Annotated in this window: 13 protein-coding genes, 2 tRNA genes and 1 pseudogene; 8 read left to right on the forward strand and 8 right to left on the reverse strand. The window is 74.1% G+C overall.

Features of this window, described 5'->3' with window-relative positions; translation table 11 throughout:
• Positions 1-111 precede the first annotated feature (111 nt).
• Positions 112-474, forward strand: a complete 363-nt coding sequence (locus ACFU9E_RS20980) for a chorismate mutase (protein ID WP_380683919.1) — start codon at positions 112-114, stop codon at positions 472-474.
• Between the two features lie 147 nt (positions 475-621).
• Positions 622-1410, forward strand: coding sequence for a signal peptidase I (gene lepB / locus ACFU9E_RS20985; RefSeq protein WP_380683920.1), 789 nt, complete (start codon positions 622-624; stop codon positions 1408-1410).
• Positions 1411-1453: 43 nt separating this feature from the next.
• Here the strand turns inward: lepB and ACFU9E_RS20990 are convergent, their stop codons facing one another.
• From ACFU9E_RS20990 to ACFU9E_RS21000, 3 genes are all read right to left on the reverse strand, one after another.
• On the reverse strand, positions 1454-2554 hold the full coding sequence (locus tag ACFU9E_RS20990; protein ID WP_380683921.1) for a DMT family transporter: 1101 nt from the start codon (positions 2552-2554) through the stop codon (positions 1454-1456).
• Between the two features lie 120 nt (positions 2555-2674).
• The gene (locus tag ACFU9E_RS20995; protein ID WP_380683922.1) at positions 2675-5206 is read right to left on the reverse strand and encodes a transglycosylase domain-containing protein; all 2532 of its coding nucleotides are present in this window, start codon (positions 5204-5206) and stop codon (positions 2675-2677) included.
• A gap of 257 nt (positions 5207-5463) precedes the next feature.
• Positions 5464-5537: transfer RNA gene (locus ACFU9E_RS21000), tRNA-Lys, on the reverse strand.
• Between the two features lie 205 nt (positions 5538-5742).
• Here ACFU9E_RS21000 and ACFU9E_RS21005 point away from each other — a divergent pair.
• Entirely contained in the window at positions 5743-6480 is a 738-nt protein-coding gene (locus tag ACFU9E_RS21005) for a DUF998 domain-containing protein (protein ID WP_380683925.1), read from the forward strand.
• Complete coding sequence (locus ACFU9E_RS21010; RefSeq protein ID WP_380683923.1) at positions 6477-7367, forward strand: alpha/beta fold hydrolase; 891 nt, start codon at positions 6477-6479, stop codon at positions 7365-7367. The genes ACFU9E_RS21005 and ACFU9E_RS21010 overlap by 4 nt, the downstream gene beginning before the upstream one ends.
• A gap of 94 nt (positions 7368-7461) precedes the next feature.
• Here the strand turns inward: ACFU9E_RS21010 and ACFU9E_RS21015 are convergent.
• The 4 genes from ACFU9E_RS21015 to ACFU9E_RS21030 form a co-directional block, all read right to left on the reverse strand.
• A tRNA-Lys gene (locus ACFU9E_RS21015) sits at positions 7462-7535 on the reverse strand.
• 101 nt (positions 7536-7636) lie between these two features.
• Entirely contained in the window at positions 7637-9724 is a 2088-nt protein-coding gene (locus tag ACFU9E_RS21020) for a dipeptide ABC transporter ATP-binding protein (RefSeq protein ID WP_380681954.1), read from the reverse strand.
• Positions 9721-10608: an ABC transporter permease gene (locus ACFU9E_RS21025; protein WP_380681971.1), complete on the reverse strand. Its 888-nt coding sequence runs from the start codon at positions 10606-10608 to the stop codon at positions 9721-9723. The genes ACFU9E_RS21020 and ACFU9E_RS21025 overlap by 4 nt, the downstream gene beginning before the upstream one ends.
• A gap of 121 nt (positions 10609-10729) precedes the next feature.
• Positions 10730-11713, reverse strand: coding sequence for an ABC transporter permease (locus tag ACFU9E_RS21030; RefSeq protein ID WP_380681955.1), 984 nt, complete (start codon positions 11711-11713; stop codon positions 10730-10732).
• Positions 11714-12066: 353 nt separating this feature from the next.
• On the opposite strand from ACFU9E_RS21030, the gene ACFU9E_RS21035 reads away from it, so the two are divergent.
• Positions 12067-13773 carry an ABC transporter family substrate-binding protein gene (locus tag ACFU9E_RS21035; RefSeq protein ID WP_380681956.1) on the forward strand — a complete coding sequence of 569 codons (1707 nt, stop codon included), beginning with the start codon at positions 12067-12069 and terminating at the stop codon, positions 13771-13773.
• A 520-nt stretch (positions 13774-14293) separates the two neighbouring features.
• Positions 14294-15487 carry a low temperature requirement protein A gene (locus ACFU9E_RS21040; protein WP_380681957.1) on the forward strand — a complete coding sequence of 398 codons (1194 nt, stop codon included), beginning with the start codon at positions 14294-14296 and terminating at the stop codon, positions 15485-15487.
• 395 nt (positions 15488-15882) lie between these two features.
• Here ACFU9E_RS21040 and ACFU9E_RS21045 read toward each other — a convergent pair.
• Positions 15883-16884 (reverse strand): annotated as a pseudogene (locus ACFU9E_RS21045) (LysR substrate-binding domain-containing protein); the annotation flags it as partial.
• Between the two features lie 63 nt (positions 16885-16947).
• Here ACFU9E_RS21045 and snpA (ACFU9E_RS21050) point away from each other — a divergent pair.
• Positions 16948-17586, forward strand: coding sequence for a snapalysin (snpA, locus tag ACFU9E_RS21050; protein ID WP_380681958.1), 639 nt, complete (start codon positions 16948-16950; stop codon positions 17584-17586).
• Between the two features lie 175 nt (positions 17587-17761).
• Positions 17762-18382, forward strand: a complete 621-nt coding sequence (gene snpA / locus ACFU9E_RS21055; RefSeq protein WP_380681959.1) for a snapalysin — start codon at positions 17762-17764, stop codon at positions 18380-18382.
• Positions 18383-18434 lie beyond the last annotated feature (52 nt).

Raw genomic sequence — 18434 nt, forward strand, 5'->3', positions numbered from 1 at the left:
TTGGGCCGAATGGTGCGGGCCCGCGCCGGGCGCCCTGTTAGATTGGCCCGGGCCCGGGCCCGGCCGCCGCACGGTCGGGCGCAAGACCGAGAGAGCCGCGGAGCCGCCCCGATGACGGACCACCCCACGACCCCCGACGCCGGACTGCCCGAGGGGGTCGACGACGCCGTGCGGGCCGAGCTGACCAGCCTGCGCGAGAGCATCGACAACATCGACGCCGCGGTGGTCCACATGCTGGCCGAGCGCTTCAAGGCGACCCAGCGCGTCGGCCGGCTCAAGGCCGAGCACAAGCTCCCGCCGGCCGACCCGGCCCGCGAGCGCACCCAGATCAAGCGCCTGCGCGAGCTGGCCGCCGGTGCGCACCTGGACCCGGTGTTCGCGGAGAAGTTCCTGAACTTCATCATCGCCGAGGTGATCCGGCACCACGAGGCCATCGCGAGCGACACCGTGGCCGGTGGGAACGCCTCCGCCTGAGGGCGCGACCGGCCGGGCCGGGAGCACCCGGAGACGCCCGGTCCGGGCCGGTGGGATGTCTGACGAGGGTAAAAGCCCGATTTCGCCTGGAAACCCGGTTGGCGTAGCGTGCAGGTTCCCCCGCAGCCTGAGAGTGGAGCAGCGACGATGGCGGTGAACCTGCCCGATACGCACGGCGGCGAAGCAGAGGCAGGACCCGCCGCCCCGAGCGGGGGCCGGGCCGAGGCCCGGCGGGCGCGCCGTGCCGCCGAGGGGCGTCGGGTCAGGCCGCCGAAGGCCCGCCGCCCGGGCCGCCGGACGCGCCCGTGGTGGATCGAGATCCCGGCCATGGCGGCGGTCGGCCTGGTGGTCGCGCTGCTGATCAAGACCTGTCTGTTCCAGGTGTTCACCATCCCCTCGGGGTCGATGGAGAACACCCTGCGGGTCGGCGACCGGGTCGGCGTGAACAAGTTCGCCCCGCTGACCGGCTGGGAGCCGGAGCGGGGCCAGCCGGTGGTCTTCAAGGACCCGGGCGACTGGCTGCCGCCGCAGCCGACCGGCGGGAACCCGGTCACCAACGCGCTGGGATCGGTGCTCTCCTTCGTCGGCCTGGTGCCGCCGAAGGACGACAACTACCTGGTCAAGCGCGTCATCGCGACGGGCGGGCAGACGGTGCAGTGCTCCGGCAGCACGCTGACCGTCGACGGCGCCGCGGTCGACGAGCCCTATCTGCACCCCGGGGACGACTCCTGCGCCGGGCTGGACTTCGGTCCGGTGACGGTGCCGCAGGGCCACGTCTGGGTGGAGGGCGACCACCGCAGCGACTCCGCGGACTCGCGCTACCACCAGCGCGGCCCCGGTGGCGGGGCCGTGCCGGTGGACAACGTGGTCGGCCCGGTGTCGGCCGTCGTGTGGCCGCTCGGCCACCTCGACTGGTTCGGCTGGGTCGGCCGCTGATCCCGGAGCGGGCCGCGGCGCACCCTCCCGGACACCCGGCCGGCTAACGCCGGCCCTGCTCCCGGCCGAGGTGGGCCTCGGTGTCGGCCTCGGCGGCCCGGGCGAGCCGCTCGCCGAGGGCCGTCGCCCCGGCCGGTATCGCCTCCGGCGCGGCGGCCTCCGCCGACAGCGGCCCGGACCGCTCCGGCCCGGCCGGTTCGGCGGACCTTCCGGTCCCGGCGGACTTTCCGCTCTGGGCGGCGAACGCCCCGGCCAGGACCAGCAGGCCGCCGGCCATCTGCGGCAGGCCGAGGTGCTCGCCGAGCAGGACCCAGGCCAGCACGGTGGCCACGACGGCCTCCAGGTTGGCCACCACCCCGGCGACCGGCGGTGACAGGTGCTGGACGGCGACGACGCCGGTCAGATAGGCGAGCACGGTCGCGACCAGCACCATCCAGGCCGCCGGGATCAGCGCGGGCAGGGTGTGCCCGTTCATCACCACGTCCCCGCCGAGCTTGTCCCAGTCGGCCTCCCAGGGGCGGGTCACGGCGGTGAGCACGACCGAGCCGATCAGCAGGCCGTAGGCGCTGACGGCGATCGGATCGACCGGGCGCTCGCCCCGGCTTCCGGCGTCGGCGAGCACGAAGTAGCCGACCTGGCAGCAGGCCGCGCCCAGGGCGAACAGGACGCCGAGCGCGTCGAAGCTCAGGCCGTTCCAGACCTCGACCACGCAGGCGAGCCCGGCGACCGCGACGCCCGCGCCGATCGCCGAGCCGCGGCTGATCGGCCGGCGCTGGACGAACCGTACGTAGCCGAGCAGCAGCGGCGGGCCGAGGTACTCGATCAGCAGGGCGACGCCGACCGGTATCCGGGAGATCGCCGCGAAGTAGCAGGCCTGGACGCCGGCCACGGCGAGCAGGCCGAAGCCGATCAGCAGGCCGGGCCGGCGCCGGACGGCATCGCGGTGGCGGTAGGCCAGCGGCAGCAGCACGACGGCGGCCCCGGTGACCCGGAGCCAGACCACGTGGAGGGGGGAGAGCCCGGCCTCGATCAGTGGTTTGGCCGCGGTGCCGGAGCCGCCGAAGGCGAACGCGGAGACGAGGGCGAGGGTGAGACCGAGGGTCCGGCCGGAGGAGCGGCCGAGCAGGGGGTTGGAGCTGTGCACCGACGAATTCTGACAGTCGTACCGTCATTCGGTAAGGGGTCATTCCATCATTCGGTCCTGCCCGGCACGGAGCGCGAGCGTCCGCCGCCCAGCGGCCCACCCGCGCCCCGACCCCGTCGACTACCCCCCGGTTCCGGTCCCCGTCCCGGCGCCGACGCCCGCGTCCGTCCCGGTGCCGCCGCCGGTCCCCGAGCCCGAGCCGGAGCCCGAGCCCGAGCCGCCGGTGCCCCCGGTCGGCGGCGGGGCGGTCGGCCCGGTGGTGGGGCCGGTGCTCGGCACCGGCGGCTTGGTCGGCTTGGTGCTCGGCTGCGGCGTCGTCGGCTGGGTCGGCGTGGTGCCCGTGCCACCGGACCCGGACCCGGAGCCGCCCGAGCCCGAACCGGAGCCGGAACCCGAGCCGGAACCCGAGCCGGAACCGGAGCCCGAGCCGCCGGTGCCCCCGGTCGGCTGCGGCGGAGTGGTCGGCCCGGTCGACGGCGCGGTGGTCGGTGCCGAGCCCTGGTCGCCGGAGGAGCCGGAGCCGCCCTGCCCGGCCGGGGACGACGGCCCGCCGGACGGCGTCGCCGACCCGTCGGGGGTGCTCGACGGAGTGCTCGAAGGACCGGACGAGGAGCCGGAGCCCGAGGAGCCCGAGCCGCTGCGCGCGGAGTCGTCCGCACCCGAGGGCGCCGGGAAGTCGGCGACCGGCTGCCCCTTCAGGGCGGCCTTCATGTAGCTGGTCCAGATCTGCGCGGGGTACTGGCCGCCCGCCGCGCCGTCGATCCCGCCGGTGCCGCTCAGGCTGACCTGCGCGCCGGTGTCCGGGTCCTGGCCGAACAGCGCGACCGAGGTGACCAGCTCGGGGGTGTACCCGACGAACCAGACCGACTTCTGGTCGTCGGTCGTACCGGTCTTGCCCGCCGCCGGCCGGCCCAGCGCCTTCGCGCGCCAGCCGGTGCCGCCCTGGTCGCTCACCACGCCCTGGAGCATCGAGGTGACCTGCCGCGCGGTCTGCTCGCTGACCGCCTGGGTGGCCTTGTGCGCGGGCAGCTCGACGGGCTCGCCCTCGCGGTCCACCGACTGGACCAGCCACGGGGTGATCTGCTTGCCGCCGTTGTCCAGCGTGGCGTACACGCCCGCCAGGTCGAGCACGCTCGGGGTGGCGGTGCCCAGCGGGATCGAGGGCACCGGGTCCAGCCCGGGGGTGTTGCTGGGCAGGCCGAGCGCGATCGAGGTGTCCCGCACCTTGCTCAGCCCGGTGTCCTGGGCGAGCTGGGCGAACGCCGAGTTCACCGACCAGTCGGTGGCCTGCTGCAGGGTGATCTGGCCGTAGCTCTTGTCGCCCTCGTTCGGCGGCGCGTACGGGGTGCCCTTGCCGCCGCGGACCTTGCGGCCGCTGGTGCCGTCGTAGACGGTGCGCGGGGTGATGGTCTGGCCGGACTGGGTCTTGGCGTTGTTCTCCAGCGCCGCCGCCAGCGCGATCGCCTTGAAGGTCGAGCCCGCCTGGTAGTCCCGCCGGGTCGCGTTGTCGACGTAGTGCTTGGTGTAGTCGACGCCGCCGTAGAGGGCGACCACGGCACCGGTCTTCGGGTCCACGGAGACGGCGCCGGGCTGGGCCGCGGCGTCCTTCTTCCGCTTCTCCGGGTTCAGGGTGTCGTGCAGCTGGCCCTGGACGGCGCTCTCCAGGGCCTGCTGGCGGCCCGGGTCGACGGTCAGCTTGATCGTGTAGCCGCCCTTGGCCAGCTCCGACTCGCTGATGATCTGGTTGGTGGTGAGGTACTCGGTCGCGGCGTTGACCAGGTAGCCGGCCTGACCGGACAGCCCGAGCTGCGCCTGCGGGTCCTTGACCTCGGGGAAGGTGGTGGCGGCCCGCTCCTCGGCGGAGAGCCAGCCCTCCTTCACCATGCCGTCGAGCACGTAGTTCCAGCGGTTGACGGCGTTCTGCTTGCCCGCCGGGGTGGCGGTGGCCACGTCGTAGGCGCTCGGGGCGTTCAGCAGCGTGGCCAGGTAGGCGCCCTGGGCGGCGTTGAGCTCGGAGGCGTCGATGCCGAAGTACTGCTGCGCGGCGGCCTGGATGCCGTAGGCGCCGCGCCCGTAGTAGGAGGTGTTGAGGTAGCTGGAGAGGATCTCGTCCTTGCTCTCGGTGGCATCCACCTTGATCGCGATGAAGAGTTCCTTCACCTTGCGCGATATCGACTGCTTCTGGCTCAGGTACGTGTTCTTCACGTACTGCTGGGTGATCGTCGAGCCGCCCTGGGTGCCCTCGCCCTTGGCGGTGTTGACGGCGGCGCGGACCAGGCCGGGCACGTTGACCGCGCCCTCGTGGTAGAAGTTGCGGTCCTCGGCGGCCAGCGTGGCGTGCTGCGCGGCGGGGGAGACCTTGTCCAGCCCGACGTTCTGCCGGTTGGTCTGGCCGGTCCGGGCGATCACCGAGCCGTCCGAGTAGAGCCAGTTGTTGCTCTGCAGGGTCGCGGCGGCGTGCGCGTCCGGCACCTTCACCAGCGTGATGCCCAGGGCGAAGAGGCCGATCCCGAGCAGCAGCGCGGACGCGAAGCCGATCAGGGTCATCCGCCAGGTCGGGATCAGTCTGCGCCAGCCGGTGCGCCGCTTGCGGGGCCGACGGGCCTTGGGTTTGCGGACGCGCGGCGCGCCGCGCAGGGCGATACGGGACAAAGCGGCGGCCTTTCCAGCGGGCGGGCGACTGAGCGGGCGGCAGGACGCACGGGTGCTGTGCCGGCTCGCGCAGACGGGATCGTCGGCGGTCGGGGGACCTTTGTCCCTTATCCGATATACAGCCCAGAACGCGCCGAAGGTACCGGTTGGCTCCACCGCGACGGGAAGCGAGACCGACATCACACACAAATCGGACGTCGATGGGCAGCGAAAAGCCGGAGAGCCCCTCGTATGAACGAGAGGCTCCCCGGTGTCGGTGCGCCGCCAGGGACTCGAACCCCGGACCCGCTGATTAAGAGTCAGCTGCTCTAACCAACTGAGCTAGCGGCGCCGGCTGACGGGGAAAACAATACACGCTCCCGAGGGGCGCCTCGAACCGTCCGGTCCGTCGCCCGGGCCGGGCCGTCCGTTTCCTCCCGGTTGGGGAGGGGTTTACCGCCGGTTAGGGTGGAATCGTGCCCAGCTCCCACCCCGGTCGCCGGAAGGCTCGGCTCACTTCCGCCCCGGCCCCCGCCCTCGTCCGCGCCGTCGCCGCCCTGCTGCTGCTCAGCGCGCTCGCGTACACCGCGTGGGTCCTGGAGGTGGTGCTCAGCACCGGGCTCGACCCGGTCCAGGCGTACCTCAGCGAGCTGGCCGCCGAGGACCAGCCGCTGGGCGGTCTCTTCCGGGCCACCGACCTGGTCGCCGGGCTCGCGGTGCTGGCCGCCGCCGTCCTCGCCCTGACCGCCTTCCGCGGTCCGGTCCGGGCGCGTGCGGGGACCGGCCGCTGGGCGGTGGCCGGATGGGCCGGGCTCGCCCTGTTCGGCGCGGCCACCGCCGCCGACTCCCGGCTGCCGCTGAGCTGCGCGCCCACCAGCGACGAGATGTGCGCCGCCCGGGAGACCGCCGGGCTCGTCCCCGCCACCCACACCGCGCACGCCGTGACCAGCAGCCTGGCGGTGCTCGGCGCGCTCGGCGGGCTGACCGCGCTCACCGTCGCCGCCCGCCGCCACGGCCGGTGGCCGCCGGTGCGGCGGTACGGGCCGTGGCTGCTGGGCGCCGAACTGCTCGCCACCGGGTGGAGCCTCGGCGCGATCGCCGCCTTCGAGGCCGGCCACGGGACCTGGGCGCTGGGCGCCGGCCAGCGCCTCCAGGTGCTGCTCGTCGCCCTCTGGCTGGCCCTGCTCGCGGCGGCGCTGCGCTCCGGGGCGGACACCGGGCGAGCTTCCGCGGCCGTCCCGGCCCCCGCCGCGGTCGCCCGTGCCCGGCCGTCCGGGGAGCGGGATCCGGTATGACCGGCGCACACCCCTCCGGTCCGCACGGTGCCGCCGCGACCTTCCTGCGGATCGACGGCACGCCCCTGCACGTCCGCGCCGAGGGGCGGGGCCCGGTCTGCCTGCTCGCCGGAGGCCTCGGCAGCAGCTGGTTCGACTGGGACCTCGTCGTCCCCTTCCTCACCCCGTACCGCACCGTGGTCCGCTTCGACCGGCCCGGCTACGGCCTGAGCGCGCCCGAGCCGGCCGACCGGCCGCTGCCGACCGCCGCCGGGGAGGCGGACCGGATCCGGGCCGTGCTGGACGCGCTGGACCTGGCCGGGCCGTGCACGGTGGCCGGGCACTCGCTCGCCGCGTTCCACGTCGAGGCCTTCGCCCGGCTGCACCCGGAGCGGACGGCCGGGCTGGTCCTGCTGGACGGCAGCGTCGAACCCGATCCGCACCCGCTCCCGGCCCCCGGCCTGCGCGATCTCGCGGCGCGCACCGCCGCCGGTGCGGCCACCGCCGTCGCGGTGCCGTACCTGTTCGGGCCCACCGTGCGCCGGCTGACCGCCCGGGCCACCACGGTGCGCCGCGAGGACCTCGCCCCCGCGTCGCTGGTCCGGCGCTGCTACCGCACCGGGCGCTCGCTGCGGGCGCTGCTCCGGGAGAACGCCCGCTACCTGGACATGGCCGCCGAACTGGCCCGACTGCGCCGCACCGCCCCGCTGCCGGCGGACCTGCCGGTCACCGTGCTCGCCGCGGACGACGGTCTGCGCGGCCGCCGCACCGGGGAGTGGCTGGCCGTCCAGCGGGAGCTGGCGGCGCTGCTCGGCGCCGAGTTCCGCAGCACCGCCCCGGCCGGGCACCTGCTGATGTTCGACCGCCCGGACGCGGTGGCCTCGGCGATCCTGGACACGGCCCGCTGAACAGGGCGGACGCGTGGGAAGCCCGGACGCACGGGACGCAGGGGAAACACCGAAGGGCCCCCTCGCTGCTGCGAGAGGGCCCTTCGACCGTCTGTGCGCCGCCAGGGACTCGAACCCCGGACCCGCTGATTAAGAGTCAGCTGCTCTAACCAACTGAGCTAGCGGCGCCTGCTGACCTGGAAGACATTACACGCAGTCGGGCCGATCCGCCGAATCGTCGGCGCCCGGTGACCCAGGGTGACGCCGGACGGGCCTCACCGCGCGGCCCGTCACCCCTCCGGGAAGTGACAGGCGGCCTGGTGGTCGGCGTCCCCGGGCCCGGTGGCGGCCGTGAGCGCCGGCGCTTCGCTCGCGCAGCGGGCGCGGGCCGCCTCGTCGAGCGCCGGGTGGACGGGGCAGCGGGCCCGGAACGGGCAGCCGGCGTGCCGGACGGTGGGGGAGGGCGGGTCGCCGGCCAGCAGGACGCGGGTGCGGGCGCGTTCGGCGGCCGGGTCCGGCAGCGGGACGGCGGAGAGCAGGGCGCGGGTGTAGGGGTGCCGGGGGCGCTCGAAGACGGCGGACACCTCGCCCTGCTCGACCGTCCGCCCCAGGTACATCACGCTGACCCGGTCGGCGAGGTGCCGGATCACCGAGAGGTCGTGCGAGACGAAGAGGTAGGAGAGGCCGAGCTCCGCCTTGAGCGACTGGAGCAGGTTGAGCACCCCGGCCTGGATCGAGACGTCCAGCGCCGAGACCGGCTCGTCGAGCACCAGCAGCCGGGGCCGGACGGCCAGCGCCCGGGCGATCGAGATGCGCTGCCGCTGCCCGCCGGAGAACTGGTGCGGGTAGCGGACGGCGTGCGCCGGGTCGAGGCCCACCTGGCGCAGCAGCTCGGGCACCCGGCGGGCGATCTCCTCCTTGGCGGCCCGCTGGGCGCGCAGCGGCTCGGCGACGATGTCGCCGACCGGCATCCGGGGGTCGAGGCTGGCCATCGGGTCCTGGAAGACGATCTGCAGCCGGGCCCGCATCCGGTGGGCCTCGGCGCGGGAGAGCCCGGCGGTGTCCCGGCCGAGCAGCTCGATCCGGCCGGACTCGGGGGCGGCCAGGCGCAGCAGTTCGAACAGGGTGGTGGACTTGCCGGAGCCGGACTCGCCGACCAGGCCGAGGGTCTCGCCCTCCCGGATCGACAGCTCGACGCCGTCCACCGCGTACACCGAGCCGACCCGGCGCTTGAAGACGGTGCCCTTGAGCAGCGGGAAGGTCCTGGTGAGGCCGCCGACCTCCAGGACGGGCGGGCGCTGCGCGCGGGGGAGCGGCGGGCCGGGCGCCACCGGGAGTTCCGGCACGGGGTACACCTCGCCGGGCGCGGGCCGTCGCTCGGCGAGTTCGCCGGACCGGACGCAGGCGCTCAGGTGGCCGTCGCCGGCGAGCGGCGGCTCGGCCGTGCGGCAGCGGTCCTCGGCCAGCGGGCAGCGGGCGGCGAACGGGCAGCCGTCCGGCAGTCCGGCCATCGGCGCGGGTGTGCCGGGGATCGGGACCAGCGGTCCGCGCCGCCCGTCCAGCCGGGGGACGGCGCCGATCAGGCCGAGGGTGTAGGGGTGGCGCGGCGCGGCGAACAGCTCGTCCACGCCGGCCGTCTCGACGACCCGCCCGGCGTACATCACGGCGACCCGGTCGGCCATCCCGGCGATCACCCCGAGGTCGTGGCTGACCAGGACGAGCGCGGCGCCGGTCTCCCGGCGGGCGGTGCGCAGCACGTCGAGCACCTGCGCCTGGATGGTGACGTCGAGCGCGGTGGTGGGTTCGTCGGCGAGCAGCACGTCGGGGTCGTTGGCGACGGCCATGGCGATCATGGCGCGCTGGCGCATGCCGCCGGAGAACTCGTGCGGAAAGCCGTCCAGGGCGCGGTCGGGGGCCGGGATGCCGACCAGGTCGAGCAGTTCGGCGGCCCGTTTGCGGGCGGCGGTCCGGTCCAGGCCGGGCCGGTGGACGCGCAGCGCCTCGACGAGCTGGTCGCCGATCCGGTAGACGGGCGTGAAGGCGGAGAGCGGGTCCTGGAAGACCATGGCGATCCGCCGGCCGCGGACGGCGGCCAGCTCGCGGCCGGGCAGGCCGAGCAGTTCGCGGTCGTCCAGCCGCACCGAGCCGCGGACCCGGGCGGTGCCGGGCAGCAGTCCGAGGACGGCCAGCGCGGTGACGGACTTGCCGGAGCCGGACTCGCCGACGATGCCGAGGGTCTCACCGCGGTGCAGGGTGAGGTCGACGCCGCGCACCGCGGGGACGGGGCCGGCGCCGCGCGGGCCGGTGAAGTCGACCCGCAGGTCCTGCACCCGCAGCAGCGGGGTGCCGGTGGCGGTGGTCGCGGCGGTGTCGGTCACGCGCGGGTCCCCTTCCTCGGAGCACGGTCACGCTCGCGCGTGCGGCGGGGTCTGCGGGCGGCCTCGGCGGTGGGGTCGAGGGCGTCGCGCAGCCCGTCGCCGATCAGGTTGACGGCCAGGACGAAGAGCACCAGCAGCCCGGCGGCGAAGTAGAACAGCCAGGGGAAGACCGGTGCCTCACTGGTGCCGGCGGCGAGCAGGGTGCCGAGCGAGACGTCCGGCGCCCTGACGCCGAAGCCGAAGTAGGAGAGCGCGGTCTCGCTCATCACGGCGCCGCCGACCGCGATGGTGGCGTCGATGATGAGGAAGGAGGCGACGTTCGGCAGCACGTGCCGGGTGATGATCCGCAGCGGGTGGACGCCCATGAACCGCGCGGCGCGCACGAACTCCCGCTCGCGCAGCGAGATCGTCATCGACCGGACCACCCGGGCGGTGATCATCCAGTTGAACAGGGCGAGCAGCAGGACGAAGGCGAGCCAGCCGGCGCCCTTCAGCCGGGGCGAGACGATGGTGACGACCAGGAAGGCGGGGAAGACCAGCATGAGGTCGACCAGGAACATCAGCGACCGGTCGGTCCAGCCGCCGAAGTAGCCGGCGCAGGCGCCCACCAGGGAGGCCAGCACGGTCGAGAACAGCGCCACCAGAAGGCCGATGACCAGGGACTTCTGCAGACCGCGGAGGGTCTGCGCGAAGACGTCCTGGCCGATCCCGTTGGTGCCGAACCAGTGGGTGGCGGAGGGCGGCTGGCGCAGCGCGCCGTAGTCGGGCGCGGCGTAGTCCCAGGGGGTGAGGTGGGGGCCGCCGAAGGCCAGCAGGAACAGCAGCAGGACGACGACGGCACCGGCCACCGCGCCGCGGGCGGCGAGCAGCCGGGCGAGGACGATCCGCCCCCGGCCGGCCGTCGCGGGTACCGGGGCGGGTTCGGGTGCGGTCCCGGGCGTCCCGGCGGGCTCGGCGGGTCCGGCGGGTCCGGTGATCGCGGCGGTCACGGCGCTCCTCCTCGGGTCAGGCCCGCACGCGCGGATCGAGCGCGGCGTGCAGGGTGTCGGCGAGGAAACCGGAGGCGAGCACCACGACCGCCGCGAACAGGTTGACCGCGACGACCGCGTTGACGTCCTGCTCGTTGACGGACTGGATGAACCACTCGCCCATGCCGTGCCAGCCGAAGATGGTCTCGGTGAAGGCGGCACCGGTGAAGATGCCGAGGAAGCTGTAGGCGAACATCGTCGACATCGGGATGACCGCCGTCCGCAGTCCGTGCCTGACCAGTGCCCGGCCCCTGGTGAGGCCCTTGGCCTCGGCGGTGCGCAGGTAGTCGGAGCCGAGCACGTCGAGCATGGTGCCGCGCTGGTAGCGGCTGTAGGTGGCGAGGCCGCCGAGCGCCAGCGAGAGGGTGGGCAGCAGCAGGTGCAGCGCCCAGTCGGCGAGGTGCGCGCCGAGGCCGCCGTCGAGGCCGGGCGTCTCGTACCCGGTGAAGGGGACGACCTCGTGGCCGACGGCGTCCTTGGCGGCGATGGCGCCGTTCTTGAGGAACAGCGCGACCAGGAAGACCGGGGTGGAGAGCAGGACGAAGGACAGCACGGTCAGCAGCCGGTCGGAGAGCCGGTACTGGCGCACCGCGCTCCACGCCCCGGCGGCGACGCCGAGCACCATGCCGAGCAGGCTGCCGACCAGCAGCAGCCGCAGCGAGACCCAGACCCGGCGGCGGAAGTCGTCCATCACGGGGGTGTCGTGGATGGTGCGGCCGAGGTCGCCGTGCAGCAGCAGTCCGCCGGCCCAGCGGCCGAAGCGCTCGACCACCGGGGTGCGGTCGTTCAGGTTGAGGTCGGTGAGCTGGCGCTCGACCGAGGCGGCGGCCGGGCGCGGCACCTTGGCCTCGAAGTAGGCGCGCGGCTGCAGGGCGGCGCCGGCCAGCGCGTACGCCAGGAAGACGGCGGCGACCAGCAGGACGGCGTAGTAGGCGAGCCGCTTGGTCAGGTAGCGGAGCATCAACGGCCGCCCGGGGTGGGGGCGGGGCCGACGCGTCTGGTGGGCATCGGAGGGTGGCCTTCGGGTCGGGGGCGGGCGCGCGGGCGCGGGCGAGGGAGGGACGGCCGATCGCCGTTCTTGACCGTGGTCAGGAAAGCGCAGCTCAGAGTGTGGCACCGGTGCGCGGCCGCGGTGTTGCGGCCGTGTTGCGCCCCGTTTCGGTCGGATCAGGTGTCAACTCGGCCCCCTGGTACTCGTTCTGATCGGCTGTTACGTTCGGTCCCCGGCACCGACTTGGCTGCCCACGCTCAAGCCTCGCCACACCTCGCGACGCTCATCTCTCACCACTCGCCGGACATCACGGAGGGACCCTCATGGACGCTTCCGCCACGCCCGCGCGCCGACTCGGCCGCGCCGCCGCACTCGCCCTCGCCGTCGCGCTGGCGACCGCCGCGTGCACCTCCGGCGGAGGCGGTTCGGCGGACACGGCGGTCAGGAGCGAAGCGCCCGGGCAGGGGGCCATCGACATCAACGCCAAGCCGCCGGAGCAGATCCGCGACGGCGGCGAGGTCCGCTTCCCGCTCTACCAGTGGATCACCCAGTGGAACCCGTTCCAGGTGGACGGCCGCTACGGCGACGCGGTCGACATCATGCGCACGCTGGAGCCGAGCCTGTTCAGCACCGACGAGACCGGCACCTTCAAGCCGGTCGCCGACTACCTGGTGGACGCCAAGGTCACCTCCGCCTCGCCGCAGGTGATCACCTACAAGCTCAACCCCAAGGCCAAGTGGTCGGACGGCAAGCCGCTGAGCTACCTCGACTTCAAGGCCGACTGGGAGGCCACCAACGGGAAGAAGGACGGCTACAACATCGCCGACTCGGCCGGCTACGAGCTGATCTCCGCCGTCGAGCAGGGCGCCGACCCGGCCGAGGTCAAGGTGACCTTCTCCGAGCCGTACGCCGACTGGCAGAACCTGTTCCGCCCGCTGGTCCCGGCGGCCGGGATCGCCACCGCCGACGACTTCAACAAGGGCTGGGTGGAGAAGATCCCGATCACCGCCGGGCCGCTGAAGATCGGCACCGCCGACAAGACCGCGCAGACCCTCACCCTCGTCCCGGACCCCGACTGGTGGGGCGTCAAGCCGAAGGCGGAGCGGATCACCTTCCGGGTGATGTCCCAGTCGGCGACCACCCAGGCCTTCCTCAACAACGAGATCGACTTCGCCACGGCCGGCACCGCCACCGCGTACGGGCAGCTCAAGGACGCCAAGGACGCGGTGATCCGGTCCGCCAGCCCGTGGGACGAGGTGCACATCTCCTTCGGCGGCGGCGGTCCGCTGGCGGACGTCAAGGTCCGCCAGGCGCTCGGCAGGGCGCTGGACCGGGGGGCGCTCATCAAGATCGCCAACAATGGCGTGCCGGTGGAGTTCAAGCCGCTCGGCAACCACATCTTCATGCCCAACCAGACCGGCTACCGGGACAACTCCGGCGAGTGGGCGAAGTTCGACCCGGCCGCCGCGAAGAAGCTGCTGGACGAGGCCGGCTGGAAGGAGGCCGGCAGCGGTCAGCCCCGCACCAAGGACGGCCAGACGCTGACCCTGCACTGGGTGCTCAACGAGTCCGCCCCGCAGGCCCAGGTCGACCTCGCCACCGCCGCCCAGGCGATGTGGCTGGCGGCCGGCGTCAAGGTGGAGATCGACAAGGTCGCGGCCAACGACTTCTTCACCAAGTACGTCAACCCCGGCAAGTGGGACATCGCCAGCTGGCGCAACACCGACTCGTTCCCGCTCTCCAGCAGCCTGACCAACTTCCGCCTGCCGCAGGGCGACAACGTCTTCGGCAACTACTCCAAGCTGGGCAGCGAGGAGATCGACGCGCTGCTGAAGAAGGCGGCCGGCACGATCGACCCGGTGGAGGCCGCGAAGCTCTACAACCAGGCGGACGCCCGGATCTGGGAGCTCGGCCACACCTTCGAGCTGTACCAGCGGCCGACCGTGGTGGCGGCCCGCAAGGGTCTCGCCAACTACGGGGCGTTCGGCCTGGCGAGCACCGACTACGCCAAGATCGGCTGGGAGAAGTAGCCGGGGCCGGGGGTGGGGCCGGGGGCGGGACGGCGGTGCGGTCCCCGGCGGCCCGGGCGGGCGCGCGGCGGGCACTGGCGAGCAGCGCGGTGATCACGAGGCCGGTGGTGCGGACACGGGAAGGCCGGTGATGCCGCCCCCGCTGTCCTGCCACCCGCCTTGACCTTCCGCGATGCCCGCAGGCCGCCCGTGCCGCGAGGTCCGTCTCCGGGCCCCGTTCGCTTCGAACCGGGGACGAATCTAGCGGGGCGTCCGGGCGGTCGCACCGTACGGCGCGGCGCGTCCGCAAACCCGCCGCGCTGTCACCCGGTTCGCGCACCGGGGCGTCAACTCTCGCTGACGCCAGGGCGTATCGGTCCAAAACGGGGCAATCTCCCGATCCGGCGGCGCTCGCCGCGATCCGTGCGCTCCCGGGCAATGTCCGGTGCTCCCTGGTGTCCCCGGATGCGTGCGCGGCGCCCGGCGCGCTGTCAGGATGCGGCGGGTACAGCCCGCCCGTCCGGATCCCGGAGACCCGTCCATGAGCAGCGATTCCACCGCAGTCCCGCGCCCGCACCCCGTCGATCCCCGCCCGGTGCGCCGGATGGTCCCGCGCAGCCGGGACGAGCCGCACCGGGTCGCCACCCCGCTGGAACTCTTCTTCGACCTCTGTTTCGTGGTCGCCGTCGGCCAGGCCGGCCGGGAGCTGGCCCACGACCTCGCGGGCGGCCACTGGGGCGACGGCCTGACCGGCTACCTCTTCGCCTTCTTCGTGATCTGGTGGGCGTGGATGAACTTCACCTGGTTCGCCTCCGCCTACGACTGCGACGACGTCCCCTACCGGCTCACCACCCTGGTCCAGATCGCCGGTGTGCTGATCCTCGCCGCCGGGGTGCCGCGGCTCTTCGCCGACCAGGACCTCGTGCTGGTGGTGATCGGCTACGTGGTGATGCGGCTGGCGATGGTCACCCAGTGGCTGCGCGCGGCGGCGGCCGAGGAGGGCCTGGCCCGCGTGGTGGCGCTGCGCTACGCCGTCGGGATCACGCTCTGCCAGATCGGCTGGGTTGCGGTGCTGCTGCTGCCGCACGACGTCCGCTCGGTGCTGATCCCGATCGGGATCCTGGCCGAGCTGGCCGTGCCGGTGGTCGCCGAACTGCGGCTGCGGACCCCGTGGCACCCGCACCACATCGCCGAGCGGTACGGCCTGTTCACGCTGATCGTGCTCGGCGAGACGGCGGCGGCGGCGACCGTCGCGGTGCAGTCGGCGGCGGACGAGCAGGAGGGACTGGCCCGCCTGCTGCCGGCCGCGGTCGGCGGTCTGCTGATCTGCTTCTCGGCCTGGTGGATCTACTACGCCCGGCCGGTCCACCAGCACCTGCGGTCCAGCCGGCAGGCCTTCCTCTGGGGCTACGGCCACTACCTGGTGTTCGGCGCGGCGGCGGCGATCGGCGCCGGACTGGAGGTGGCGGTCGCATCGGCCGTGCACAAGGCGCACGTCTCCGAGACGGCCGCCACCGCGGCGGTGACCGTGCCGACCGCGCTCTACCTGTTCGCCGTCTGGGCGCTGCACGCCCGGCACGCCAAGACCGGCGCGCTTCAGCTGTCGCTGCTGCCGGTGGCCTCGGTGGCGGTGCTCGCCTGTACGGCGGCGGGCGGCTCCGGCGTCCTCGCGGCGGGTCTGGTGACGGCGGCCGCGGTGGCGGCCGGGGTGGCGCTGCACGCGAGGGAGCGCTGAACGAGGGCGGGCGGACGGCGCTGCGGCGAGCCCTCCCGCGGCTGCCCGTCGCGGGGGTGCTCCTCGGCCCGGCCGTTCGTCCCGTTCGGCGGGCCCGTTCCGTCGGGCCCGTCGGCGTCGTTCGGTGCCGAGCCGTGCAGTGCCGAGCCGTGCAGTGCCGAGCGGTGCAGTGCCGAGCCGTTCAGCGCCGCACCGCTGAGTGCCGCACCGCCGAGCGCCGTTCCGTTCGCGCGGAGCGGGTCCAACGGGGGCGGCCCCAGCAGGGCGCGTCGCACCTCGTCGTGCCCGGCGAGCCAGGCCCGGTACGCCGGGCTGGCCTCGGCGAGGTCCAGGTAGGCCGCCCGCAGCTCCTCGTACAGCGCCTCGCGGGCCGGCGGGCCGAGCGCGCGCGGCCGCCAGACCAGCAGCAGCCGCACGGCCAGGGGGTCGCCGTGCAGTCGCCGCACGACGGTGCCCGGCCCCGGCAGCGAGGTCGGCTGACAGGGGCGGACCGCCTCCCCGGAGGCGACCAGTTCGGCGGCGGTCGCGTTGTCCCGCACCTGCACCACCCGGGGGTTGAGCCCGGCGGCGCGGAACACCCGGCGCATCGCGGCGTACTCGTGGTCGGCGGTCGGGTCCACCATCCAGGTGTCCTCGGCGAGCTCGGCCAGCCGGACCACCGGCCGGGCCGCCGCCCGGTGGCCGGCCGTGAGCGCGACGAACTGCGGCTCGCGGGTGAGCAGCACCCGGTGCTCGGCGTCCGGGGGCAGCCGCAGCGGGAAGCCCTCGCTCTCGTGCACGAAGGCCACGTCCAACTGGTCGGCGGCGACCATCCTCAGCAGGGCGTTGGCCGAGATGTCGATCTGGATCGTGGTGTCGGTCTCCGGCAGCCGCTCGTGCAGCCGGCGCAGCCAGGCGGCCACCGCCCGGCTGCCGACGCTGCCGATCCGCAGCCGCCGGGCGCGCTCGCCACCGGCCGCCTCCCTGGCCTCCTGGCGGGCGGCGGCCACCAGCGCCGCCATCTCGGCGATCACCGGCCTGGCCCGGGACAGCACGGAGTGGCCGAGCGCGGTGGGCCGGCTGCCGGTCTGCTCCCGGGTGAACAACGTGCCGCCGACGGCCCGTTCGATGCGGTGCAGCTGGGTGGTCAGCGACGGCTGGGTCATGCCGAGCTGCAGCGCTGCCTTGCGGAGGCTTCCGGTGTCGGCGATCGCGCACAGCACCCGCAGGTGTCTCACGTCGAGCTCCACATCCGGGAGCGTAACGGTGGAAACGGGATGACGCCAGGGACATGACAGGCTGTTGGTCGGAGGATCGGACCGGCCGTCCGGGCGGCGCGGTGATTGGTCCGGGCTATCGCCGGTTGACATCATCCGCCGGGCCGCCGGCCTGGCCGAAGCTCTGGGGGCAGCAAGCATTCATCCGATGCCCGCGGCCCGGCCCCCACCGTCCGCGGCGCACTCGCGAATCGGAGCCCCCACATGAACCGTGTCCCGCGCATGTTCTCCGTCGCACTCGGACTGGCCCTGGCCGTGGGAACGGCCGCCCTGCCGACCGCCGCCACCGCCGCCCCGGTGAGCGCTCCCGCCGCCGGGCACTACACCCCGGGCGCCGCTGCGAAGGGCGCGGGCAAGGCGGACGACCGGGCGTTCTTCGAGGCCGTCATGAAGTCCGCGCGGGCCAAGCAGGCCGCCAACCCGTACCTGCTGGCCGTCACGGTGACCTACGACGCCAGCAACGCGCCGTCCTTCGCCGGGGTCATATCCCAGAGCGCGCAGATCTGGAACAGCTCGGTCGGCAACGTCCGGCTCCAGCAGGGCTCCAACGCCGACTTCGCGTACTACGAGGGCGACGACCCGTCCAACGGCTCCTACGCCAGCACCGACGGGCACGGCAACGGCTACATCTTCCTCGACTACTCCCAGAACCAGCAGTACTCCTCGCTGCGGGTGATCGCGCACGAGACCGGTCACGTGCTGGGCCTGCCGGACCACTACTCGGGCCCGTGCAGCGAGCTGATGTCCGGCGGCGGCCCCGGCCCGTCCTGCACCAACCCGTACCCGAACAGCACCGAGCGCAGCCGCGTCAACTCGCTGTGGCGGTACGGCCTGGCCGGCTGATCCGGCCCCTCGACGGCCCGCCCCCGCGGCGGCCCCCCCGGCGCGCGCCGACCGGACGACCCCCTCCGGCCGGTCGGGCGCATGCCCACCCGCACCACCGCACCACCCGCGGTGCGTCCCGTACCGCCGCACCGGCGTACCCCCACCCCTCGACCCGTGAACGGGAGCCCCCCACATGAACCGTGTCTCGCGCACCTTCTCCGCCGCCCTCGGCCTGGCGCTCGCCGCCGGCCTGGCCGCCCTGCCGACCAGCGCCGTCGCCGCGCCGGCCCAGGGCTACACGCCGTCCACCACCGCGACCGCCTACGCCGGCTCGGCCGCCGAGGACGCCAACAACCGGGCGTTCTTCGAGGCCGTCATGAAGTCCGCGCGGGCCAAGCAGGCCGCCAACCCGTACCTGCTGGCCGTCACGGTGACCTACGACGCCAGCAGCGCGCCGTCCTTCGCCGGTGTCATAGCCCAGAGCGCGCAGATCTGGAACAGCTCGGTCACCAACGTGCAGCTCCGGTCCGGTTCGGCCGCCGACTTCCGCTACTACGAGGGCAACGACTCGCGCGGCTCCTACGCCAGCACCGACGGCCACGGCCGCGGCTACATCTTCCTCGACTACGCGCAGAACCGGCAGTACAACTCGACCCGGGTGACCGCCCACGAGACCGGCCACGTGCTGGGCCTGCCCGACCACTACTCGGGCCCGTGCAGCGAGCTGATGTCCGGCGGCGGCCCCGGCACCTCCTGCACCAACCCGTACCCGAACAGCACCGAGCGCAGCCGCGTCAACTCCCTCTGGCGGTAGTCCCTCCCAAGGCCTGCCCCGCGCACCGCAGTGACGGCCCGGTCGCCGCAAC

Source organism: Kitasatospora sp. NPDC057595, assembly GCF_042800875.1.
Classification (GTDB): domain Bacteria; phylum Actinomycetota; class Actinomycetes; order Streptomycetales; family Streptomycetaceae; genus Kitasatospora.